This window comes from Kitasatospora sp. NPDC090091, from assembly GCF_044747365.1.
In the GTDB taxonomy this organism is placed as follows: Bacteria; Actinomycetota; Actinomycetes; order Streptomycetales; family Streptomycetaceae; genus Kitasatospora.
In genome coordinates, this window is the sequence record NZ_JBIVDY010000023.1 from 52,872 (window position 1) to 74,147 (window position 21,276).

Below are 21,276 nucleotides of genomic sequence, written 5' to 3' on the forward strand. Positions count from 1 at the left end.
CGCTCCCGCCCCGCGCAACATGGCGGTCCCGTACAAACCGCTCGCGATCGGCGAGATGGACGGCCCGTCGAGCTTCAACTACTTCGCCGGCGTGACCGGAGGGCCCTACGAGCAGTTCGTGCGCACCGACAGCTGTTACATCGGCCGGATGACCAACCTCTGGGTGCCCGCGCCGGAGCGCTTCGCCTGGCTCACGCCCTACACCGGCAACATGCACAACCGCACGCACTTCACCCAGCTCGTCCTCGCCCGCGTCGCCCGCGCCAAGTTCACCGACAACGGCGGGCGCTTCCCGCGCCTGGTCGAACCTTTCGTCGGCTCCGGGCAGATCTTCCTGAACGCCACCGCCTGGGGGCCCGGCATCAACGAGGGCATGCGGCTGTTCAGCTCGGTCGTCGCCGGCGACCTCAACCCGTACGTGATCGCCGCCTACCGGGCACTCGCGGAGCGCGGCCACCGGTTCGTCCGCGCGTACGCGGACCTCGCCGTCGAGTGGGACTCGACCTGGATCGCAGCTTCGGCCAGCTGGTCGAGCACCTGGAGCACGGCGGGCGGCGCGCCATCGACGACACCGCCAACGACCCCGAGTTCGCCCGGACGACCGTCAGCATGTACATCTGGCTGGTCAACCGCTGCCACCGCGGTTCCAAGCTGACCGAGCGCGGCGGCGTTCAGGCCACCCTCCACCCGGACGCGTGGCAGCGCCTCGCCGACATCCGCGCCCGCGAAGTGGTCACCCTCACCGCGATCGCCGACCTCCTGGGCACCGTCGGCATGGAGGACTTCGCGTGCCGCGACTTCCGGACCACCTGCGACCTGGCGGCGCCCTCCGACATCGTCTTCATGGACTGCCCGTTCCCCAAGTTCACCAATGCCGTCCCGGGCGGCTTCGTGACCAACCCCGAGACCTTCGGCACGGTGTCGGCCGGTACCTACGGAACCGGCAACGACGGCTCCGCCTTCCAGACCGCGATCGTCGACGCCGCCCGCGAACTCGTCCAGCGCGGCACGACCGTCCTGCTCTGCAACTTCGCCAACCCCGGCCTGGTCCAGGCCTACGCCAGGCTCCTCGGCCCCCTCCCCGGCGGCGCCGCGCCGCGGCACTACACGTACACCTACCGCTCGCCCACCACGACCAGCGAGGCCTACCAGCTGACCGTCCTCCCGGGCCGGGGCAACCGGACGGTCGCCCTGAGCCCGAAACCGATCCTGACCGACTGGGTACGCGCAGGCGGCGACAACCCGCTGTCCGAGGAGTTCTTCCGCCGGGAGGACGTCTTCGCCATGACGGACGACGAGACGGACATCCGGCACGCCCGGCGGGAGGAGCGCCGCCAGGCACGCGACAGTGACTACGAGGTGAGCGGGAACGAGGACGACACGATGGACGACTCCATCGTGTGAGACGCGCGGGCACGGCCCGGCGGTCAGCGTCAGCTCGGCCAGTACCTCGAGCCATAGGGCGACTGCTGGGTCGGTGTCCGCTTACTCGTTGAAGTGCCCAGCCAAGTACAGATGAGCGGGCTCTGTCGCCGATCTTGTGATGGCCCAAATGCCCGCGGGTCGGCATCCGGCAGCTGATTCGCGGCCCGCTGGCATTGGGGAGTCAGGCGTAGTCAGCGGTGGGTTGGGCAAGTCCGGGGCCACCCGTGTGTGGGGTCTGGACGTAGTCCTCAGGAGGCTTGGCAAGGGCCTGCACGCACGCTGCGGAGCAGGCGTTGACCAGGAGCGGCAGGACGTCGGTGGCCACTCGCAGCGAGATCCATGCCTGGTGGATCTTGGATCCTTCCAGCGGTCGGTCACACACGCTGCACCTGCGGAGTGCCGTAGTACCCCATTCTCCGGGGTCGACGTCGTCGAGGCCGAGGCCGGCGGTCTCCACGCCGCCGGGCTGGAGCGGGGGGAACGGTGGGCGGAGCTTCTCGTTGCCGTACAGGGCGCGTGTGCTCACGGTGCTGCGCTTCAGGCTCGGGCACCTGGTCAGCTCGTATGGGAACCAGTGCAAGCGGTAGGAGGTGTACGGGGTGAATTCCTGCAGGCTGCTCATGGCGCCGATCTCCGGAGGGATCCGAACCAGGTTGCTGCCGTAGAGGACGAACTGCTTGACGGCGGTGAGCTTCGCGATGCTGGGCGGCAGGGTGACGATCTGGCGCCGCTCTCGGGGGCTCATCTCCACCAGCGGTCGAAACACCTCCCGCCCGTCGGCGGCGGCTTCGTCGATCAGCGCCAGGAGGTGCTGCCAGGCTGGCGAAGATGTGTCCTGACGGTCACTGTGGAAGCGCACCCGCCTCCGATTGCTCACCCGGTCCTGGTCGAAGCACGAGCAGACATCCTGGCAGGACTCGCTGCTGCCCGGGACCGATCTCTCCGTGTCGCCCCACTGATTGGTACGGGATGCCGACTCTGGCTCATTCACCATGGCACACAGGATACGAAGACGCGGGCGAGACGGATTGGTCGGGGGCTGCGGCTTGGGCCGACCACAAGATCGATGCTGTTGGTGATCTCCACCAGTCCCACAACAGCACCCAGGTCGCTCAGTGGTCGGAAGTGTCCGTCCGCTGCGTCATGCTCCCAGCGTGAACGAAGACGCCTTCTGGCAGCTCATCGAAGACTGCAGGCCCGCAGGACCTGACTCGGAGGCCGAACTCCTCGCCGCCAACATCACTGAGCGCCTCGCCCGGTCGCCGTTGTCGCTGGTCACAGGCTTCGCGGAACAACTGTCCTGGGTGCTCTACCAATTGGACCGCAAGGAGTACGGACAAGACCTGTCGGGAGACGCCTTCCTGTACACGCGGGCCGCGGTCGTCGCCGCCGGCCGCGCGGTATTCGGCAGAGTTCTGCAGGACGCTTCCGCCTTCGCCCCGTTCGTCATCGACCACATCTGGGCCGAGAGCCTGCTTTACGTGCCGGACCGTGCTTACGAACGCATCACCGGTGAGAAGTGGGGCCGCGACACGCGCTACTCCTTCGAGTCGTACTCGAACGCCGAGGGCTGGGCCGGCTGAGCGCCGGACAGAGACGAATGCTGCCGGGCGCTCTTCACCGAAGAGGGTGAGGATCCCGGCTTTTCCGGCCGTCGGCCATGTCTGCCCTGCTGTTCCGGCCTGAGGGTTCTTCACTGGGGGTGGGCTGCGAGGGCGATGGGGTAGTGGTCCGGGCGGGAGATCCCGGCGTCGACCGTGCGGATGGCTCGGGCGAGCAATCCGCGACGCCCGGCCGCTCGGCCGGCCAGGCCGCCAGGCCCGACGACTCCCGGTCGGGCAGCAGGTCCACCGGCCGGCGGGTCTCGGCACCCGTGCTCCGGCTCACCGACACCCCGAACACCCCGGCCAGCCGGGCACCGGCCCGCCAGGCCGGTGCCAGGCCGACCGAGGCGAGCGTCGACCGCAGGCGCTCGGCCCACCGGCCGTGGCGTCGCGTCAGCCCTTCGATCGGCTCGACGAAAGTCCGCCCCGGGTCGACCAGCGCCCGAACCCCGGACATCTGTGCCCCGCCGCCGCGGCCTTGACCCTCACGTTCACCGACTCCACGTCCACGTCGACATTCACCAGCCGCTCCTGCCCCGGGCCGGTGCCGGCACCGGGACCTCGGACAGTTGTTGGACTTCCGGCCTGCCGTAGGCGGAAAAGGTGAACGCTCGCCGGAGGCTCAGGAACCAGCCACGTTTGCGGGCGCGGTCCAGCCGGTAGCTCGGATCCACTCGACCAGGTCCAGGGTGGCCGGCTCGATCGAGCGCACCACCGTGAGGTCCGAAGGGTCTTCCCTCGCCTTCGCGAACTCGCGGAACATCGCCTTGTCGAGGTCGTTGGGAAGCACGCTCAACGGGAGGGCCTCGTACCGTGCCGGGAGCCCGGCGTGCGCGCCGAACGCCTCGGCGATCTGGGGGCCCGTCAGCTCGTCGCCGACGAGCTCGACGACTCCGCCGGTCGCCACCGCGGTGTCGAGCAGGAGCGCGGCGGCGACCCGGCCGATGTCCCGGACCGAGATCATCTTCAGGGCGACGTCCTCCGGCAGCGGCATCCTCAGCACGATCTCCCCATGCTCCAGGCTCGGTGCCATCACGCTCGCGAAGTTCTCCATGAAGGCGGTCGCGCGAACCACCGAGGCCCTGAGGCCGGACTGCCTCAGGTGCTCCTCGATCGACTGCTTCGAGTCGTGGTGCGGCACACCCGACTCCCGGTCCGCCCCGAAGACCGAGTTGAACACGACGCGCGGGACGCCCGCCTCAACTGCCGCGTCGACGAGCGCGGTACCGATGCGGATCTCCGCCTCGACCTCTTCGAGGCTGTTCGCTTCCGGGGTCATGAAGGAGAACCCCCCGACCGTCGCCAGCGCGGCGGTCAGCGACGCCGGGTCGTCGGCCCGGACGGCCGCCAGCTCGACGCCGCGGGCGGCCAGCGCCCGAGCCCGGTCGGACTGCGGGTTGCGAACCAGAGCCCGCACCCGCGCGTTGTGGTCCAGCAGCGCGTCGACCACCGCCCCGCCCTGTTGCCCCGTCGCGCCGAAAACGGCGATCGTGCCGGTCGTCCGGGTGTTCATCGCTGCCACCGCTTCACCAGCGGTCTCAAGCTTGATCTGTTGTGACATGTCTCCACGATGCGGTCTGCGGTGCCAGGCGCACCACCGGTATCACGCCAGGATCTTCCGATAACCCGCCAGCGGCGGGTAGCCTCGATCGCGTGTCCGACCCCCGCGGCGAGCCGAGCTTCTGCACCGACGATGTGCCGTTGTCGGCGCCGCTGGCCCATGGCGCCGACGTGGCCGCGCACTTCCACGACTACGGCCAGCTCCGCTACGCCGCGCGTGGGGCCCTGGTCACAGCGACCCAGGTGGGCACCTGGGTGGCGCCGGCCAGTCGGATCATGTGGGTGCCGCCCTTCGCGGTGCACAGCAGCAAGGCGTACGGCGAGACGGACATCCGGGTGCTGTCGCTGCCTGTGACGCTGACTGGACAACTGCCGGCCGAGCCGTCGGTCTTCGTGGCGAGCGCGTTGCTGCGCGAGGCTTATCTGACGCTGATGAGCGAGGGCGAGCCGCTGGAGAGCCCCCGTTCGCGGCTGCTGATCGACGTCGTACTCGCCGAGCTCGCCCGCGCCGCACAGGAGCCGCTGCGCCTCCCGGAGCCGAGCGACCGGCGTCTCAAGGCGGTCACCGACCTGCTCCATGCGGACCCGGCAAGCCCGGCGACGCTGGCCGAGCTGGGCCACCGCACCGGCACCGGCGAACGCACCCTGAGCCGACTGTTCGGCAGCGAGCTGTCGATGAGCTTCCGCCACTGGCGCACCCTGCTGCGCATCCAACGGGCGCTGATCGAGCTCAGCGACGGTGCCTCGGTCACCGACACGGCGATCCGGTTGGGCTGGTCGAACCCCGGCAGCTTCATCGACGCCTTCACCGAACTGGTCGGTCAGACACCGGGGGGCTACCGCTCGTCGGCTCGGTCCTCCCGCAGCTCCCATGGGTGAGAGGGGTGACTCCCTCCTTCACCACCCAGAGCGCCCGCCAGCTGACGGCGGCCGACCCAAGCGGTTCTGATCCACAGAAGTGATCCTGTTGGTGATCTTCGCGAGCGACGAGTTCGAGTCCCGTCGCTCAGTTGTTGGCACAGGTGCTGGAAGCGGGTGGTTTGGCCTCGTTGAGGATCGGTTGATCTGGCGTCGTCGTGGTGCTGACTGAGGCGGATGATGTTGGTTCCGGCTGCGGTAAGGACGTGCTGGACGTGGGTCTTCGCGGTGCCGCGGTAGCGGCAGTTGCGCAAGCCGTGGGCGTGGACGGTCTCGGAGACGGTGGCCTCGCAGCCGGCCCTCATGGCGTATCGGTCCTGCCAGGGTTTGGTCTTCTGCTCTGTCCTGACGCGGTTTTGGATCTCCTGCAGGGGCTGTGGCAGGAGCAGGACGTGGCGGCCTTTGCCGTCGACGTTTCCCGTGCACTTCGGGCGGTCGTCGCAGGCCCGACAGACGGCACGGGGAAACAGCACGGACAGGCGAGGCTGTCCGTCGGCGAAGGTCGGTTTCCATGGCGGGCTGGTGGCACCGTTTGGGCAAGTAAGCGTTCGTTCTTCCCAGTTGGGGTGGAAGTCCTCCTTGTTGAAGCCCGGCAACGCCCGTGATCGAGGTGGGAGCCGGACGGGGCCAAGCAGGTCAATTCCGTACTCGGTCCTGGCCCGATGGATGGCGGCGGGGCTGGTGTATCCGCCGTCGACCAGGTGCTCGGCCGGAGCCAGGTCGCGTGCGGCGAGGTCGGAGTGGATCCGTTCCAGGGCGTCGATGTCCTGCTCGGGCGCCGGCGTGGTGGCCACGTGCACGATCACGTTCGGCAAGCCGCTGTCGCAGGTCTCGGTCTGGTGGTCCTTGTAGCCGACCCACTCGGCCTTGCCGGGCTTGTGGCTGAAGCGGGCCTGCGGATCGTGGGGAGAGATGATCTCCACCGACGACCACGGAACCCGGGCGGAGGCGGGATCGGGCCGCCCGTCGGAGGCGGCCGCGGTCGTCGAACGCCGAGGGCTGTGGCGCCGGCTCAGCCGGTCGCGAGTCTGCTTCGGGCCGCGCCAGCACAGATCACCGTGTTCGTCGTACCAGTACTGCTGGACCCAGACCTGGCGCATCACCTCGACCTTGGGCAGCCGCCGCAGCCGGGCCGGTGCGTCCGGGGCAAGGAGGGCCTGGAACAGGCGCATTCCGTCCTCACCGACCGTGAACGCGTACTGCTTGCGCTCGCTCGTCTCCTTGGGCAGCCGGTCGTAGCGCACCGGTCGACCGTAACGGCGGGCCCACTCGTCCGTGACCAGGGCGGATATCCAGTCCTCGTCTGCTGCGGCCACCTCCTCCAGGGCCGCGCGCAGGGTCTCGCCGACCAGTTCGATCCGGTCCAGACGCCGCACCGCGGCCAGGACATGGGTGGAGTCGGTCCGCTGTCTCCCGCGCCGCTTCACCAGCCCCGTCTCGGCCAGCCGTTCCACCATCAACGTCAGCAGCCGGTCCGCCCGGTCGCCCTCGGCCATCCGGTCACGGAACTCGCTGAGCACCGAGAAGTCGAAGCCCGGATCGTCCAACTCCAGCCCCAGGCAGTAATTTCCAGTCCAGACGACACCGGACGGCCTCGGCGGCCTGACGGTCGGTGAGGTTCTGCGCGTACTGCAGCACCGACACCAGCGCCAATCGCGCCGGTGACAGGCCGCGACGTCCGTCTGCGGGATACCAATCGGCGAAATCCTCGTCCGTGAACAGCCCCTCCAAGTGATCCCGCACCCACATCGCAGCAGTGCCCCGAGGATTGCTCGCCTGTGCCATCCGCGCAGTCAGCGGCGGGATCTCCCGCCCGGACCATGAACCCATCGCCACCGCAGTCCACCCCTCTGAACAGGCCCGACCTCCAGGCCAGGACAGCAGACGAGCACTGGCGCATTCAGCCGATGGCGGCAATATCACTCTCGCCAGTGAAGATCGCCAACAGCATCCAAGATCTGCGCCAGAGCCGATGAGCGTGCTCAGCAAGATGGCCGCCAGGGCCTGTGTGAGGTTGCGAGCAGTCCTCGGGTTCTGTCCTCATCCGGGGGGCGGAACTCTGTGCGACTGAAGGACGGACAATGGCACAACATGTGCGAGGACGCCTCGACCTGATGGGAGCCGTAGCGTGAGTGACGATCAGCCCGCCGTAATTGCCGCCATGGCGAGTATCGGAGAAGTGCTGTCGTGCATCGGGCCCACCTGTGGGGACGCTGTCGACTGGAGTGCGGCGGAGAGGGTCTATGGAGCGTCATTCCCAGCCGACTACCGGGCGTTCGTCACAGCCTTCGGCAGCGGTTCGATCGAGGAGATGGTCGGCGTCCACATCCCCGCCGTCACTTCGAACGAGCCGCAGGTAGTCACGGTCTCAAGGCTCTCGGAGGCAGCACTCGCGGACTACGCGGTGAACCAGTGGGCTCCCGCCGACAGAGGCCGGCACCGGCTGGAGGACCTGCTCATCTGGGGAGGAACAGCCGCAGCCGACACCCTGTGCTGGATCACGACGGATCCGGACCCGGACCGATGGCCGGTCGCGGTGTATTCGCGCCTTAACCTCGAATGGTCGGTGTATCCGTGCGGTATGGCCGAATTCCTGCTCAAGCTGCTGCGCGGCGAGTGGCAGCCATGGCCGATCAGCGACTCCTCGCTCCAGGGCATGGCGGACCCACGGTTCCTGCATGACAAGGACGAGGCGGCGGGATGGGAGTCGGGCAACAACCCCTGGGAGTAGCTGATCCGTTCGGTGACATCCCCCTCGGGGTGGGATGTTGAACAAGGCCGGGCCTGTTGGGGCGGTGGCCCCGGTCCGTATCTGCCGATGGCCAGATACGGGCCAATGAACCGTGCTGCCGGCGGGGCGTCGAAGTGGCTGCTCAGGGCTTCTTTCCGATTTGTTCTCCGGTAGACTCGGAGGCTGCATTGGTGTAACGGAGGCTGGCCCTGGCGCTGAGAGCGAAGACGTGGGCGAGGTGCAGGGGGGTCGGCTCCGGTGGCGGCGGCCTCTTCGAGGATGCGGTCCTGTCGGAGCCGGTCCAGGCCGGCGGGCAGCCGTTTGACGAGGCGGTCGAGCCAGAAAGTGCCAACCGCTGTCGTGGTGGTCGCCGTGTTGCGACTGATCAGCAGGTGGGGGTTGGTGCTGTTGGGCCAGCGGCGACGGTAAGCCAGGTAGCCCCATGGACTACCCGGACATCAACTTGACGGCTTCGCGCCGTGAGGTGTCTACCGGCGCCGCTTCGGCCCCGAGACGGCCTGACGACCGCGCGTCGCGGGCCGCGGCTGTCGCGTGGGTCCGGCCTCGCGGTCGACGGCGTCGGCCAGCTGGTCGAACGTGCGGTTCAGGGCGGACCGGCGTTCCTCCTTGAAGCCCGGCGGCTCCAGGCCGTCGACGGTCCGCCAGGCCGAGGTGACAGCGCCGCCCGCTCGCCGTCCGGTCCGGTCGCGGCGACGGCGGCAGGGCCTCCCGGCGGCGGCCGGGAGGCCCTGCTCTCACACCCTCACATCCTCACGCCCCGTGGGCGGCCGGAGGTCAGGCCTTGCGGATGTTGTAGGCGACGCCGCTGCCGTAGCAGTTGCTGCTGGTGTAGTAGCTGCTGACCACCCACCCGGCGGGCAGCGGGGAGAAGGAGCAGACGACGGCGGAGGTCTGCGTGGTGATCTTGAAGAGGGTGTAGGCGATGCCGGTGCCGGCGCAGTTGCTGGTGCTGTACGAGCTGGTGACGACCCATCCGGTGGGGATCGGGGTCATGGAGCAGGCGCCGGTGCTGGTGTCGTTGACCGTGTTGTGGAGCGAGTAGGCGACGCCGGTGCCCGCGCAGTTGCTGCTGCTGTACGAGCTGCTGATCACCCACCCCGCCGGGATCGGGGTCATGGAGCACGCGCTGACGTTGAGGTCGTTGGCCACGTTGTGGAAGCCGTAGGCGACGCCGCTGCCCGCGCAGTTGCTGGTGCTGTACGAGCTGGTCACTACCCACCCGGCCGGCTTGGGGGAGAAGGAGCAGATGGTCAGATTGGTCTGCCCGGCCGTGTCGGTGATCGAATACGAGACACCGGAGCCGGGACAGCCCCAGCTGCTGTACGAGCTCGTGATGACCCACCCGGCCGGGATCGGGGAGAAGGAGCAGATGGTCGTGCTGCCGGTGACCCGCTGCGGGGCCGCCTGCGCCTGCGCGCTCGCGGCGGTCATCATGCCCAGGAGCAGCAGCACGACCGTCACCAGGTGCGAGGTGTGGGTCCGTAAGGTCTTCATGGCAGGCCTCAGATCTCTCGACGACGCTTAACAGCGGATTCTTGTGCAGGTGAAGTGAACGTTCGGCACACGATTTGTTCACGTCGGCTGAGATGGTGTCAGAGATCGTCCGGCAGCGCCAGAGTGCAACCGGCAGCCTTCCTTCCCCCCTCGCGCGCCGCCGCCCCCTCCTCACGCTCCCCTCCCGGACGCCGCCACGACCAAGATGCCCGCACCGGATTGCGCCGGAGCACACCCCGGCGCCACCCCCGGGCCCGGTCGGGGCAAACATCTGATAGATCGTCATATTCCGTTCCGCTGTTGCCACCATGGCGCCGTTCTTTCCAAGCCCCCAGAGGACTGGTATGGGATCGGCTCTCTCAGAGGCCGTTGTCTTTCCGAGAGTGGCGGGTGTGTTTCCGCTGGTCAGGCATAGGAGCGGCGTTTCGGCGGCAGGGACGGAGTGTCGTGTCGTCTCTTCGGCGGAGGTGCCGGGATGCCGTCGGTGATGGGGCTTCTGGAGGAGCGTGAACGCGCCGCTCGGCGGCGGGTGGAGGCCCTTCAGGCCGAGCTGCGGGAGGCGGAGGCCGTGTGGGAACGGTTCGTGATCGCCCGTGAGGCGGTGGCCGAGGTCCTGGCGGAACCTCGCGCAGACGGGGAGGTGCCGCCGGTCGTGGTGGCCAGCGAGCGGCCGGTGCAGTCCACGGCGGCGGTGCCCGGTTCAGTGGTACCGCACTGGCGGGAAGGGCTTGTCCCGACGGTGCTGGCGCCGGACTACCGGCGGATCATGGACGTCCTGGCCTGTGGCAGCGGGTCGGGCGAGGAGGCGATGGACTGTCGGCAACTCGCCGTAGCACTCGGCCTGGAGCCGGTCCCGGCGAAGGTGGAGGGGGTGCGGTCGAAGGCGAAACGCCTGGCCGCGCGGGGCTGGCTGGTCGAGACGAGCCCCGGATTGTTCAGCGCGCCTGTCGGGCGAGGCGGCGGCTCATGACCATGCTCATCGACCATCGGATCACCGCCTCCGAGGTGTCGGTGCGCGTCTCGTAGTCGCGGGCGAGGCGGCGTGAGCGCATCAGCCACGCGAACGTCCGCTCGACCAGCCATCTCTTGGGCAACACGGTGAACCCGGTGATGTCGTCGTTGCGTTTGATCACGCTCAGCACGATCCGCAGGACGTCGCGGGCGAAGTCGACCAGGCGCCCGGTGTAGCCGCCGTCGGCCCACACCAGCGTGATGCGCCAGTGCCGCTGACGCAGCCGTTCCAGCAGCGTCCCGCCGGCCTCGCGGTCGGTGACGGAGGCCGCGGTGACCAGCACCGTCAGCAGCAGCCCGAGGGTGTCCACCACGATGTGCCTCTTGCGGCCGTTGACCTTCTTCCCGCCATCGAATCCCCGCGTGGCGGCCGGCACCGACGCGGCGCCCTTCACCGACTGCGCGTCGATGATGCCCGCGGTCGGCTCCGAATCGCGGCCCGCCGCCTCGCGGACCCGATCCCGCAGCCGGTCGTGGAACTCGCCGACCAGGCCCTTGTCCCGCCAGCGCCGGAAGAACGCGTAGACGCGGTCCCAGGCGGGGAAGTCCGCGGGCATCGCCCGCCAGGTGATGCCACCCGCGACCAGGTAGCGCACCGCGTCGACCATCTGCCGGTGGCAGTAGCCCTCCGGCTGCCCGCCCCTGCCCTCCAACCATCCCGGGACGGGCATCGCGTCGCGCACCACCGCCCACTCCACGTCACTCATGTCGGACGGATACTTCGGTCGTCTGTGCGGCCGGCCCCCGGCGTTCCCGAACCGGTGCGCGAGACAATCACACTCCCGAGCAGCCGAGTTGGAGCCGATTGGTGCAAGGGCGTACAACTGCGACAACAGGGCCTCCTGGCGTGCTCAAGGTCTCGACAACCCCGAGCTGCACCAGAGGCCCTGCCTTCATGCTCGGCACGCGACAAGACCACCCGGCCGAGCTACCGCAATCGAACTCATGCTCACCGCGATCGGCACGACAACGGCTGGCCAGGTCGCCGAGCCGGAGCCGCCCAGAGTCGGCCGTTGACCGTGTTCGAGGGCTCATGCCCGAAGGTTTTTCGACCAGTCACCCCGAAGGCGATAGGCACGGCCGTCGCCGACCTCCTTCGTCCCGCCGGGAACGACGTCCTCGTGGTACGGATACTGTTCGGTCACCGCTGCCAGCAGGAACTCCAGGAAGCCGCCCTCGAACAGGTCCCACTCCCGCATCGAGTCGAACTTGGCAGCGATCGGCCACCGGTCTGGGTCCGGGCCCCGCATCAGCCAGAAGAAGTGGTCGGAGTTGTAGTTGTTGCCCCACTTCAGCAGGCCGCCCTCGGCCGGGAACAGCGGATATGGGCACTCGTCGTAGTCCCCGTCCCGGTATGCCTCAGCCAGCATGGCGCAGTATCCGTAGGGCTCTTTCGTGTCGTACAGGAACCCCTCGAAGCCGGACGGCACCGCGGCGTGGGGACTGGGGACTTCCGTTGGTGTGAAAATGTGTAGCTCATTACTGATGCTGACCGACCCGTACCGGTCGGCGAACGCCCGGTAGTCCGCGGGTAGCTGGAAGCCGATCGCCGCGGGTGCGAGTTCCCACGGGACCGGGGTCACGCCGTCCGCGGGCGGCGGCCCGATCACCACGCCGAGTCGGTCCAGCATCTCCTCGATGTCCACGTCCACTCCCGTCAGCCGCCCGTTCCCGCCGGAGGCTATCCGCCTGCGGTGACACCGCAGACGGTAGGGCCCAGCCCCGTAGCGTCCTGGCACCGAAACTGTGCGGGAGTCCTCCCTTCCGTGCCCACGACCAGAGGATCATCCGACCGAGGCAGCAGACTCGAACTCACGATCACCAAGCTCGATTGAGCAACAGCTACTCAGACCGTCAGAAGTCGGAACCTCTGGCCCGGCGTTGCCGACGGCACCGGTGCCGGGCCGGGCCGGGTGGCCGGGGGAAAGCCGGTCATCGACGTGCCCGCGATCCGCGCACCCTGCGCTTCCGGCCCGGTCTCTCCGCCAGCAGCGCAGTCGCGGTCACCCTCCAGAGCCGGCCTCCAGCGGCTCAGTGGACAGGACGCCCGGGACAACCGCGACCTCGTCGCCCCTCGACGCGGCCGTGCTCGGCCTTCGACTGCTCGTCGCCTGAACCGTCATGCCGCCGCACCGTCACGCCGCTGCACCGTCACGCGGCCGGTGACCGGGCGAGGACCAGCGCGTCCCCCAGTGCCGTCCTGGCTCCTTGGTACGCGCCGACGGCGTGCCGGCACCCGCCCGGACCACCGACGATTCACACAGGGTGGTCGGGGTCCGAGCGGGTGCCGGCTACAGCCTCATGGTCAGGCGTCAGGCGTCAGGCGTCAGGCGTCAGGCGGTGCGGCGGCGGCGCGCGAAGAGCACGGCGCCGATGCCGCCGGCGAGCAGCGAGGTGGCGCCCAGCGCGGCCTTCAGGGTGCCGTCCGAGCCGGTGTGGGCGAGCTCGCCGCCGGCCGTCCGGGTGGTGCCCGAGGAGCCCGCGGTCCCGGTGGAGCCGGACGTGTTGTCGGAGCCGCTGTCGTGGGCGGTGATCAGACCGGCCTTGACGGCGGTGTGGGCCCCGGTGCCGGTGCCGGTGCGGACCGTGCCGGTTCCGACGGCGCCGGTGGCGTCGGTGGCGGCGTCGGTGAGGTCGACCGGGAAGCCCTGCGGTCCGACGTACGCGGCCCCGTTCGGCTCGTCCGCGCCGAGGATGACCACCGGGTTGACGTAGGTGGTGCCGGCCGGGGCGAGGGAGGTGAAGGCGATGCGGACGTGCTTGGTGACGGAGGTGTCGGCCGCCAGGTTCTGGTCCTCGGTCAGGTAGTAGGTGACCGGGCCGCCGGACTGGCGGCTGGGGATGCCGGTGACGTCGTGCCAGCTGCCGTCCGCCTCCTGGACCTGGAGCGCGCTGTTCCGGTCGGCCATGACGGAGGGGTGGGCGTTGTTGTAGCGGGAGGAGCTGGAGTTGGTCACGGTGACGTCGAACTCGACCGGGTCGCCCCCGGCGACGGCGGTGGTGGGGGCGTCCTTGACCTTCACGTCGAGGGCCTTCAGGGCGATGTCCTTGGTGCTCTCGGCGATGACGTACTGCCCCGTCTGTTCGAGAACGGACGAGGAGAGCTTGACGGTGCCGCTCAGACCGGCCCAGTCGTTGTTGAGCGGGGCGGACAGGCGCAGCTGGAACGTCCTCGTGGCGCCGGCCGGGACGGTCACGTTGGCGCGACCGCCCTTGAAGTGGAACCCGTCGTTTTGCTGCCGGAAGGTCGTCAGCACGGGCTCCCAGGCGCCGTCGGCTTCGCGGAGGTCCATGGCGAGGCGGCCTTCGCTGCGGGCGGCCGGGTTGCTCACGTCGAACTCGAGGACGTACGTCGCCTCGGTGTTGCCCGGGTTGGTGATGGTCTGGGTGAACTCGACCGGCCGGCCGCCGTTGCCGATCGAGGCGGGCGCCTGGACCGCCAGCGTCGGAGCCTGGGAGGTGATCTCGATCTGGACGTACTGGGGGCCGACGGTGAAGGGGGAGTACCCGCTGCCGATGTCGAGCTTGGCCCACGGGTGGATGTAGTTGGTGCCGAGCGGGGCGTCGGCGGTGAAGGCGAGCCGGACGTGCTTGGTGAAGGTCTCGCCCGGCGCCATGTTCCGGTCGTCCGAGAGGTGGTAGGTGACCCGGTCGGCGACCGTCGGGTTGGTGCCGGGGACGCCGGTGATGCTCTGCCAGCCGCCGTCGGCCTTCTGGACCTGGAGGGTGCTGTGCTGGTCGGCCTCGACGACCTTGTCGACGTTGGTGTAGCCGGAGGCGCTGCGGTTGCTGATGGTGACGTCGAACTCGACCGGGTCGCCCCCCGCGACGGCGGTGGTCGGCGCGTCCTTGACCTGCAGGGTGATGGCCTTGGCCGCGACCTCCTTGGTGCTCTCGGCGAGGACGGCGCCGGCCTCGTCGAGCACGGCGGAGCCGAGCGTGACGGTCGAGTCCTTGTTGGACCAGTAGGCCGCGAGCTCGGTGGTGAGGCGCAGCTGGATCGTCCTGGTGGCGCCGGCGGCGACGGTCAGACCGGAGACCGTGTCGGTGACGGGCTTCCAGGTGCCGTCCGCGTCGCGGTAGTCGACCTTGATGGCGTTCATCGAGACGGGGCCCGCGCCGCTGGTGGTGATCCGCAGCTTGTAGGTGGCCGCGGTGCTGTTCGGGTTGGTGACGGTCTCGGTGAACTCGACCGGCTGGCCGCCGCGGCCGACCGACGCCGGCGCATTGACGGTCAGCGACGGCTTGTCGGCTTCGGCGGCGGCCTTGGCGGCCGGCTCCGCTGCCGGGGAGGCCGCGGCGGCGACGGCCGCCGGAGCCTGGGCGGCGTAGGCGGCGGGGGAGGCCACCACGGCGCCGGTGGCGAGCAGCGCACCGAGGGTGGCGGCGGTGAGGACGGTGGAGCGGAAACAACGTGTACGCACAACGGACATTCTGAATACCCCCCAGGGTGTTTTCACCGGCAGACGTGTGTCGTCGCGCGGTGAGTACGGTGTCGGTCGGATCCGAGGCCCGGCGCGGTGCTCCCGGTGTCGCCTGCGGTCCGCTGCGGCGGGTTTCCCGCCGCTCACTCACATAGACGTGCGGGGCCCGCGGAGGTTGCAGGTGGGTTCAGAACTTCTTCCGAAAACTTTGAGAAGCCTCTGACCGGCGGCTTCGGTGACGAAGCCGGGCGGGCGGAGGAAAGCACCGGGCCCGTCCCCCCGGACGGTGGCAGGGGGGACGGGCCCGGTGGAGTCGCCGGCGGAGTGGCTGCGGATCAACGCGAGGCAGCACGCGGCACGGATTGCGCCCACGGGTGCCGGGGCGGGGTGCCGGTGGTCACTCGCCCTGGCCGGCGCTTCCCATCGGGCCGATCTTCACCGGCGCGCCGCTGCCGTTCGTGACGGGCAGCGGGCCGGCGCCCGGCCAGGGCAGGGTGACCGACTGGGTCTCGTCCGGCGGGGTCACCGCCAGACCGGTGATCCGGACGCCGGAGCCGCCCGAGGTGTTGGCCGGGTAACTGATGCCGAAGTACGTCGACTTGCCGTTCGCCACGACGCCCTCGACGACCGGCTCGCCGGAGCGCTTCGCGGACAGCGTGCCCGCGGAGGTCTTCAGGTCGACGCCCGCGTACCCGGAGAGCGTGCAGGCCTTGCCGCTGTGGTTCTTCAGCTCGACCACGACGGTGTTCTCGGCGTCGCCGGTGATGGTGCGGTCCGCGGCAGTGATGGTCAGGTCCGCGGTCCGGCACTTGCCGGTCTTCCCGGCCCCGGCGGAGCCGGCGCCGGTCGGCGTGAATGGTCTGTTCGTCCGCCCGATCCCGTGGGCGCACCCTGCTGAACCGGTGATCGCGAAGAGCGCCGGGGCGACACGTCCGCCCTGAGAGCGGAGCGGCTCACCCTGCAGGGGAGGCCGGTCCACACCTCGCGGCGGCCGCGCGGCCTGCTGTCGACGCCGTCGGGTTGATGCAGCGCCCGATGGTCTTGCGGCTGCCCGGAGGCCTTTGGCCAGGGTGAGCGCGGACTCATGTCGCAGCTCCTGAAAGCGAGTTGGACTACGCCCCCTCGGCCGGATCGAACCGGACACCTATCTGAGGCAGCGTCAAAAGTAGAGATTCGTTCTAGAGAACTTCTTCAGTTCTGGTCTACTCTGGCCGAGTCGGCGGGCCGGATGGTGGCCGGTTGGCGGTCGTGGCGGTGGTCGAGCGGAGGTCCGAGGATGTCCCCCAAGCAGCAACGGGGCGAGGCCACCGTTGAGTTGATCCTGACCAGCGCGCTGCGCGTGTACGCGGAGGAGGGGCAGCAGGGGTTCACCGTCAGTGCTGTCACCGCGGCGAGCAAGGTCAGCCTGGGCAGTCTCTACCACCACTTCGGGAGCTTCGACGGTCTGGCCGCCGCGCTCTACATCCGTTGCATGGAGCGGCTGTTCGACGAGATGATCGTCGCGCTGCAGCGCAGCCGCACCGCACGCACCGGGGTGCGGGCGCTGGTCCAGGCCTACCTGCGCTTCACCGAGGAGAACCGGGACGCCGCGCTCTTCCTGCACGCCTCCGCCTACTCCGGCTATCTGGCTGCCCGGGCCGAGGAGATCAAGGCCGCCAAGGCGGCCAAGCTGGCGGTGATCGGCGCCTGGATGCAGCCTCGGATGGAGCGGGGCGAGATCCTGCCCGTTCCTGGCCCGCTGGTCGAGGTCCTGGTGATGGGGCCGGTCGCGGAGGCGGCCCGCCGCTGGCTGTCCGACACCTACGAGCTGGACCTGGGCGAGGTGGCGCGGATCCTGCCGGAGAGCATCTGGCGCTCGCTGCGGCCCGAGCCGTCCGAGCGGCCCGAGCGGCCCGAGCGGCCCGAGCCGTGCGATGCGACCGATGCCGGCGGGGTGGCAGGTGGGGAGGGGTGAGGAGCGCCAATGGCAGGACATGACACGCTAATGACAACCCGTGGGGTCTGGGCATGGCGAAGGGGTGGGGCATGACAGGTCGGGGGGCCGTACTCGGAGGTCGCTACGCGCTGACCGAGTGGATCGGCGGCGGGGGCATGGGCGCCGTCTGGCGCGCCGACGACCGGGTGCTGGGGCGGCAGGTGGCGGTCAAGGTCCTGCACGCGGGGCTGCTGGAGGAGGGGACGTTCGCCCGGCGCTTCCGGCGCGAGGCCCAACTGCTCGCGGCGATCAGCCACCCGGGCATCGTGGACGTCCACGACTACGGGGAGAGCGGCGGCGAGGCGGAGAGCGGCGAGGCGGACGGTGGCGCGGAGAGCGGTGCGGCGGGGGAACGGATCGCGTACATCGTGATGGAGCTCGTCGACGGGCGGCCGTTGGACAAGGTCCTCGCCGAGGGCGGCCCGATGCCGGCCGAGCGGGTGCTGAGCATGCTCGCCACGGCGCTCGACGCACTGCAGGCCGCCCACGAGCAGGAGATCGTGCACCGGGACGTCAAGCCGTCCAACCTGATGCTCGGGGCCGACGGCCGGGTGACGGTGACGGACTTCGGCATCGCGCGGGCGCTCGTGAGCACCACGCTCACGGCGACCAACGTGGTGATCGGCACGGCGCTGTACATGGCCCCCGAGCAGGCCGGGGGCGGCGGCGTCACGCCGGCCTCGGACCTCTACTCGATCGGTGTGGTCTGCTACGAACTACTCACCGGCACACCGCCGTTCACCGGCGAGAGCGTGGTGGAAGTCGCGCTCAAGCACGTCCAGCAGCCCGCGCCGGAGCTGCCGGAGGAGTTCCCGCCGGCGGTGCGGGAGTTCGTCGCGCGGGCCCTGGCCAAGCAACCCGGGGATCGGTTCGCCGACGCCGCGGTGATGGCGGCCGCCGCGCGGGCCGCGGTCGGCGACCGGTCGGTGCCGGTTGCCGCGGTGGTGCGGGCCGTGCCGCCCGCCGTCGCCGCGGCCGGGGCCGCGGGCTCGTCCGTCGAGATCGCGCGGGTGGCGTCCCGGAACACCGCCGGGCCCGACCGGAGGCGGCCGTGGCGCCGCTTCCTGGTGCCCGTCGTCGTCCCGGTGATCATCACCACCAGCGCCGCCACGGTCCTGCTGGTCGACCGGGGCCCGTTCCAGTCGCAGGGCGAGACCCGCGACGCGAAGCCCGCAGTCTCCGTCTCCGCCACCGCGATCACCGGCTCGCCGACGCCCGGTTCGCCGCCGACCGAGCAGCCCCCGACCACGTCGCCGGGCAGGGAGACGACGCCGGGCACCCCGCCGCCGGCCCCGTCCGAGGCCACCCCGGAGCCGAACGCCGGTGGTCAGCCCGCGGCGCCGGCGGCGAATCCCGGCGGCGGTTCGGCGGGCGGCACCGGCTCGTCGGGAGGGTCCGCCGGTGGATCCGGCGGCACCCCGCCGAAGGCGGGCAGTGGCGGTGGCGGGGCCGCACCCACGCGCAACCAGCCGGCACCGCCCACTCCGGTTCCCGACCGGCCAGCCCCGCCGGCTCCCAACCAGCCCGCCCCGTCGGCTCCGGTCCCCAACCCGCCCGCACCGTCGGCGCCCGCGCCCGATCCGACCACGTCCAAGCCGCCTGCCCCGACCGTGCCGCCCGGGTGCGGTGGCGCGAACTGGGGCGCCGTCGTCAACGTGGCCGACGGTCAGAAGCTCGGCCTGGCCACCGACAGCCCGTCGGCGGGCGCCGCGGCCGTCATGGGCGGGACGACCGCCTACGGTTGGGTCCGCTCGGCACCGGACCCCGGTGGCTGGTACCAGATCCGTCCGTGCAACCTGAGCGGTCCGCTCCTCGTCCAGGGCGACGGCGACGGCTGGTCGGGCCAGAACATGAAGGTGATGCTCTCGCCGGGCTTCAGCGTCATGACGAACTGGTCGGTGGTCCGGGCGAGCACCTCGGGCGCCTACTACCTCAAGGACTACTCGGGATCGACCTGCCTGACCGACAACGGCCCGGGCAAGCAGGTCACCATGACCACCTGCACCCCGGCCAACCGGTTCCAGGAATGGCAGATCCCCTAGACGACCGATGCCAAGGGCTCGCCGCCCCGCACGACACGAGGCGACGGAGTCCGAAGACCGGTTGTCGGCTACCCGAGCGCGAGCATCGCCTCGGTGACCTCGTCGATCGCCGCACCGGGGATCGCGGTGGCAGCGTCGTCGAGGACGAGCAGCCGTGCCCGGGGGATCGCGCGGGCGATCGCCTCGGCGCTGGCGACCGGGGAAGAACCGGTTGCTGATGTGTGAGGGCTCAGGACATGTTTGACGTTCCGTTCTCAGGAGTCGCTTGACGGCTTGTGGCGGGACTGGCGGCTGGGCCATGCCTTGATTCGGGTGACGGGCTTGTCGGTGGTGCGGGGGTGGACGGCCAGTTCCTCGCCGTCGTGGACGACCCGGAAGTGGGTGTCCTCCACGACGACCTTCACGGCCTTGCCTCTGTGTGGGTAGCCGAGCGCCCTGTACGGGAACGGGCGCGTGTCGATGTCGTCCAGCGCCAGGAGATCGAACGCCGCCAGCTGGAGTGCGAACCCGGTGCCTGGACGCGGACCCTTCCCGGAGCGGGTTTGCAGCAGGGTGAAGCTCAGGCCGCCGTCAGGCGTGACCGCGATCAGCTCGCGCGGGCACTTCCCGAACGAGCAGGCAGCGTTGAAGTGCGTCTACATGGCGATCTTGTCCCTCGACCCGACCGGGACCGGACGCAAACGCTGGATGACCCGCTGGAAGGCCGCACTCAACGCCTTCGAGATCGCCTTCGACGGCCGACTCTCCGCCGGCCGCCGCTGACTCAACCCAACCGAGTTATACCGTTTCATTGGACAGACCCGGTGGCAGGCGGGTATAAGACAGAGGTGGGGCACTTCGAGAGAACGAGCTGGCCCGGCCCCATTGACGCCGGTTCACTCATTCGGGTGAGGTGCAGGCTCGTGCGTGTAGATCTTCCGCAGTTGACTCGCATGATCGCAGGGAGCACTCGACGGTCGGCTGAGGCAGCCTACTGAGGTGCTTCTTGTGTCCTTCGGGGAGGATGATGTGAAGTGCTTCATGCCGTGATCGTCGGCATCGATAGATACCGCGATCCATCGATCGCAGACTTGCACTGCGCTCGCGCTGACGCAGAGGCCATGGCACAGCTCATTAAGCGGGTGCATCCGGCCGAGCGCCGCATGCATGTCCTGCTTGACGAGGACGCTACAAAGCGCAACGTGATGGTGGCCATCGGTGAGACGGTCCCGCGTCTCGCCACCGAACCCGAGGATGTGGTGCTCCTGTATTTTGCGGGGCACGGAAGTCCTGAGACCGGCTGCGGGCCCGACCGCGCCTCACGCTATCTCGTGCTCCATGACACTGAGTACGACAGCATCTACGCAACTGGCGTTGATATGGAGCGCGAACTGCCCCGATGGTTTGAACGTATCATAGGACCGAAACTGATCCTCTCGCTCATCGATGCCTGTTTCAGTGGACGAGCAGGTGGTCGTACTTTTGAAGGGCCTCACCTTCGACAGCAGCGGTCGGATTTCCGGGACACCGGACCAATTTCTCTTCAAGCCCTTGACTTGGGGGAAGGTCGGGTCATGATCGGCGCCTGCGATGACGACCAGGTGGCACGTGAAGACCGGGAGCTCGGCCACGGAATCTTCACCCACTACGTGATGCAGGAGCCGGCCGGTCCTCGGCAGGTCCTGACCACCATTGGACTCCACTCCTGGTACGAGAGTGTCGCTCGTGCCGTGCGGACCCATACCGAAGGCCGGCAGGTACCGGTAATCAACGGTCGATCAGTTCTTGCCGAGATCCCTTATCTGTGGTGAAAGCGCGATGAGTACGGCGATAGGTCACTTCGGTGAGTACAACCATATTTACCTGATCACCAAGAATGGCTTCATTGCCGGGGTATGCGACCGGGCCCGTGGGAAGCCAGTAGTGGGACTCTTCGAGGAACCGATGGTGGACCTTGCTGAGCCATTGCGTGTACCTGCCCGATTCTCCTTCAGGATGCCCATCGGCGGACCTGATCGGATGCAGTCGATTTCAGTCGGAGGCCAGGCTCTTTCGGTAACAGGACAGGGGTACCGAATACACCCAATGGGTT

At 69.3% G+C, this 21,276-nt stretch carries 19 protein-coding genes and 1 pseudogene; 10 read left to right on the plus strand and 10 right to left on the minus strand.

What is annotated here, in order from left to right; all coding sequences use genetic code 11:
* Positions 1 to 492: 492 nt before the first annotated feature.
* A complete protein-coding gene (locus ACIPSC_RS31360; RefSeq protein ID WP_400830652.1) occupies positions 493 to 1,404 on the plus strand; it encodes a hypothetical protein in 912 nt (303 codons plus the stop codon).
* Between the two features lie 202 nt (positions 1,405 to 1,606).
* Here ACIPSC_RS31360 and ACIPSC_RS31365 read toward each other — a convergent pair whose 3' ends face one another.
* Positions 1,607 to 2,170 (minus strand): leucine-rich repeat domain-containing protein, encoded by a 564-nt coding sequence (locus ACIPSC_RS31365; protein ID WP_400830654.1) that lies wholly within the window; start codon positions 2,168 to 2,170, stop codon positions 1,607 to 1,609.
* Between the two features lie 409 nt (positions 2,171 to 2,579).
* On the opposite strand from ACIPSC_RS31365, the gene ACIPSC_RS31370 reads away from it, so the two are divergent.
* Positions 2,580 to 3,008 carry a DUF4240 domain-containing protein gene (locus ACIPSC_RS31370; RefSeq protein WP_400830657.1) on the plus strand — a complete coding sequence of 143 codons (429 nt, stop codon included), beginning with the start codon at positions 2,580 to 2,582 and terminating at the stop codon, positions 3,006 to 3,008.
* 643 nt (positions 3,009 to 3,651) lie between these two features.
* Here the strand turns inward: ACIPSC_RS31370 and ACIPSC_RS31375 are convergent.
* The gene (locus ACIPSC_RS31375) at positions 3,652 to 4,542 is read right to left on the minus strand and encodes an NmrA/HSCARG family protein (protein WP_400830869.1); all 891 of its coding nucleotides are present in this window, start codon (positions 4,540 to 4,542) and stop codon (positions 3,652 to 3,654) included.
* Positions 4,543 to 4,682: 140 nt separating this feature from the next.
* Between ACIPSC_RS31375 and ACIPSC_RS31380 the strand changes: the two genes are divergently transcribed.
* Positions 4,683 to 5,468 (plus strand): AraC family transcriptional regulator, encoded by a 786-nt coding sequence (locus ACIPSC_RS31380; protein WP_400830660.1) that lies wholly within the window; start codon positions 4,683 to 4,685, stop codon positions 5,466 to 5,468.
* On the opposite strand, the gene ACIPSC_RS31385 is transcribed toward ACIPSC_RS31380, so the two are convergent.
* Positions 5,426 to 7,054 carry a transposase gene (locus tag ACIPSC_RS31385; RefSeq protein WP_400830663.1) on the minus strand — a complete coding sequence of 543 codons (1,629 nt, stop codon included), beginning with the start codon at positions 7,052 to 7,054 and terminating at the stop codon, positions 5,426 to 5,428. The two genes, ACIPSC_RS31380 and ACIPSC_RS31385, sit on opposite strands and share 43 nt — an antisense overlap.
* Positions 7,008 to 7,337: a transposase gene (locus tag ACIPSC_RS31390; protein WP_350526837.1), complete on the minus strand. Its 330-nt coding sequence runs from the start codon at positions 7,335 to 7,337 to the stop codon at positions 7,008 to 7,010. The genes ACIPSC_RS31385 and ACIPSC_RS31390 overlap by 47 nt, the downstream gene beginning before the upstream one ends.
* Positions 7,338 to 7,635: 298 nt before the next feature.
* On the opposite strand from ACIPSC_RS31390, the gene ACIPSC_RS31395 reads away from it, so the two are divergent.
* The gene (locus ACIPSC_RS31395; protein WP_400830668.1) at positions 7,636 to 8,238 is read left to right on the plus strand and encodes a hypothetical protein; all 603 of its coding nucleotides are present in this window, start codon (positions 7,636 to 7,638) and stop codon (positions 8,236 to 8,238) included.
* Between the two features lie 795 nt (positions 8,239 to 9,033).
* On the opposite strand, the gene ACIPSC_RS31400 is transcribed toward ACIPSC_RS31395, so the two are convergent.
* Positions 9,034 to 9,753 carry a hypothetical protein gene (locus ACIPSC_RS31400; protein WP_400830670.1) on the minus strand — a complete coding sequence of 240 codons (720 nt, stop codon included), beginning with the start codon at positions 9,751 to 9,753 and terminating at the stop codon, positions 9,034 to 9,036.
* Between the two features lie 475 nt (positions 9,754 to 10,228).
* On the opposite strand from ACIPSC_RS31400, the gene ACIPSC_RS31405 reads away from it, so the two are divergent.
* A complete protein-coding gene (locus ACIPSC_RS31405; RefSeq protein WP_400830672.1) occupies positions 10,229 to 10,723 on the plus strand; it encodes a hypothetical protein in 495 nt (164 codons plus the stop codon).
* Here the strand turns inward: ACIPSC_RS31405 and ACIPSC_RS31410 are convergent.
* The 4 genes from ACIPSC_RS31410 to ACIPSC_RS31425 all read right to left on the minus strand — a co-directional run bounded on the left by ACIPSC_RS31410 (position 10,689) and on the right by ACIPSC_RS31425 (position 16,167).
* The gene (locus ACIPSC_RS31410; protein WP_400830674.1) at positions 10,689 to 11,471 is read right to left on the minus strand and encodes an IS5 family transposase; all 783 of its coding nucleotides are present in this window, start codon (positions 11,469 to 11,471) and stop codon (positions 10,689 to 10,691) included. The genes ACIPSC_RS31405 and ACIPSC_RS31410 overlap by 35 nt on opposite strands.
* A gap of 324 nt (positions 11,472 to 11,795) precedes the next feature.
* On the minus strand, positions 11,796 to 12,410 hold the full coding sequence (locus ACIPSC_RS31415) for a hypothetical protein (RefSeq protein WP_400830676.1): 615 nt from the start codon (positions 12,408 to 12,410) through the stop codon (positions 11,796 to 11,798).
* Positions 12,411 to 13,097: 687 nt separating this feature from the next.
* A complete protein-coding gene (locus tag ACIPSC_RS31420; RefSeq protein WP_400830678.1) occupies positions 13,098 to 15,188 on the minus strand; it encodes an LPXTG cell wall anchor domain-containing protein in 2,091 nt (696 codons plus the stop codon).
* Positions 15,189 to 15,585: 397 nt separating this feature from the next.
* Positions 15,586 to 16,167, minus strand: a complete 582-nt coding sequence (locus ACIPSC_RS31425; RefSeq protein WP_400830681.1) for a DUF4232 domain-containing protein — start codon at positions 16,165 to 16,167, stop codon at positions 15,586 to 15,588.
* Between the two features lie 297 nt (positions 16,168 to 16,464).
* Between ACIPSC_RS31425 and ACIPSC_RS31430 the strand changes: the two genes are divergently transcribed.
* The 3 genes from ACIPSC_RS31430 to ACIPSC_RS31440 all read left to right on the plus strand — a co-directional run bounded on the left by ACIPSC_RS31430 (position 16,465) and on the right by ACIPSC_RS31440 (position 19,430).
* Positions 16,465 to 17,142: a TetR/AcrR family transcriptional regulator gene (locus ACIPSC_RS31430; RefSeq protein WP_400830684.1), complete on the plus strand. Its 678-nt coding sequence runs from the start codon at positions 16,465 to 16,467 to the stop codon at positions 17,140 to 17,142.
* A 71-nt stretch (positions 17,143 to 17,213) separates the two neighbouring features.
* A complete protein-coding gene (locus tag ACIPSC_RS31435; RefSeq protein WP_400830686.1) occupies positions 17,214 to 19,205 on the plus strand; it encodes a serine/threonine-protein kinase in 1,992 nt (663 codons plus the stop codon).
* 93 nt (positions 19,206 to 19,298) lie between these two features.
* Entirely contained in the window at positions 19,299 to 19,430 is a 132-nt protein-coding gene (locus ACIPSC_RS31440) for a hypothetical protein (RefSeq protein ID WP_400830688.1), read from the plus strand.
* A 29-nt stretch (positions 19,431 to 19,459) separates the two neighbouring features.
* Here ACIPSC_RS31440 and ACIPSC_RS31445 read toward each other — a convergent pair whose 3' ends face one another.
* Positions 19,460 to 19,609 (minus strand): hypothetical protein, encoded by a 150-nt coding sequence (locus ACIPSC_RS31445; protein ID WP_400830691.1) that lies wholly within the window; start codon positions 19,607 to 19,609, stop codon positions 19,460 to 19,462.
* Positions 19,610 to 19,787: 178 nt separating this feature from the next.
* Between ACIPSC_RS31445 and ACIPSC_RS31450 the strand changes: the two are divergent.
* Both ACIPSC_RS31450 and ACIPSC_RS31455 read left to right on the plus strand, forming a co-directional pair.
* A pseudogene (locus ACIPSC_RS31450) lies at positions 19,788 to 19,967 on the plus strand (IS256 family transposase); the annotation flags it as partial.
* A 251-nt stretch (positions 19,968 to 20,218) separates the two neighbouring features.
* Positions 20,219 to 20,995, plus strand: a complete 777-nt coding sequence (locus ACIPSC_RS31455; protein WP_400830695.1) for a caspase domain-containing protein — start codon at positions 20,219 to 20,221, stop codon at positions 20,993 to 20,995.
* Positions 20,996 to 21,276: the final 281 nt, after the last annotated feature.

Bases quoted from the DNA above. Each gene is read 5' to 3' on its own strand.
- ACIPSC_RS31365 (WP_400830654.1), bottom strand. From the start codon at position 2,170: ATGAGCCCCCGAGAGCGGCGCCAGATCGTCACCCTGCCGCCCAGCATC.
- ACIPSC_RS31375 (WP_400830869.1), bottom strand. From the start codon at position 4,542: ATGAACACCCGGACGACCGGCACGATCGCCGTTTTCGGCGCGACGGGG.
- ACIPSC_RS31390 (WP_350526837.1), bottom strand. From the start codon at position 7,337: ATGGGTTCATGGTCCGGGCGGGAGATCCCGCCGCTGACTGCGCGGATG.
- ACIPSC_RS31400 (WP_400830670.1), bottom strand. From the start codon at position 9,753: ATGAAGACCTTACGGACCCACACCTCGCACCTGGTGACGGTCGTGCTG.
- ACIPSC_RS31405 (WP_400830672.1), top strand. From the start codon at position 10,229: ATGCCGTCGGTGATGGGGCTTCTGGAGGAGCGTGAACGCGCCGCTCGG.
- ACIPSC_RS31410 (WP_400830674.1), bottom strand. From the start codon at position 11,471: ATGAGTGACGTGGAGTGGGCGGTGGTGCGCGACGCGATGCCCGTCCCG.
- ACIPSC_RS31430 (WP_400830684.1), top strand. From the start codon at position 16,465: ATGTCCCCCAAGCAGCAACGGGGCGAGGCCACCGTTGAGTTGATCCTG.
- ACIPSC_RS31435 (WP_400830686.1), top strand. From the start codon at position 17,214: ATGACAGGTCGGGGGGCCGTACTCGGAGGTCGCTACGCGCTGACCGAG.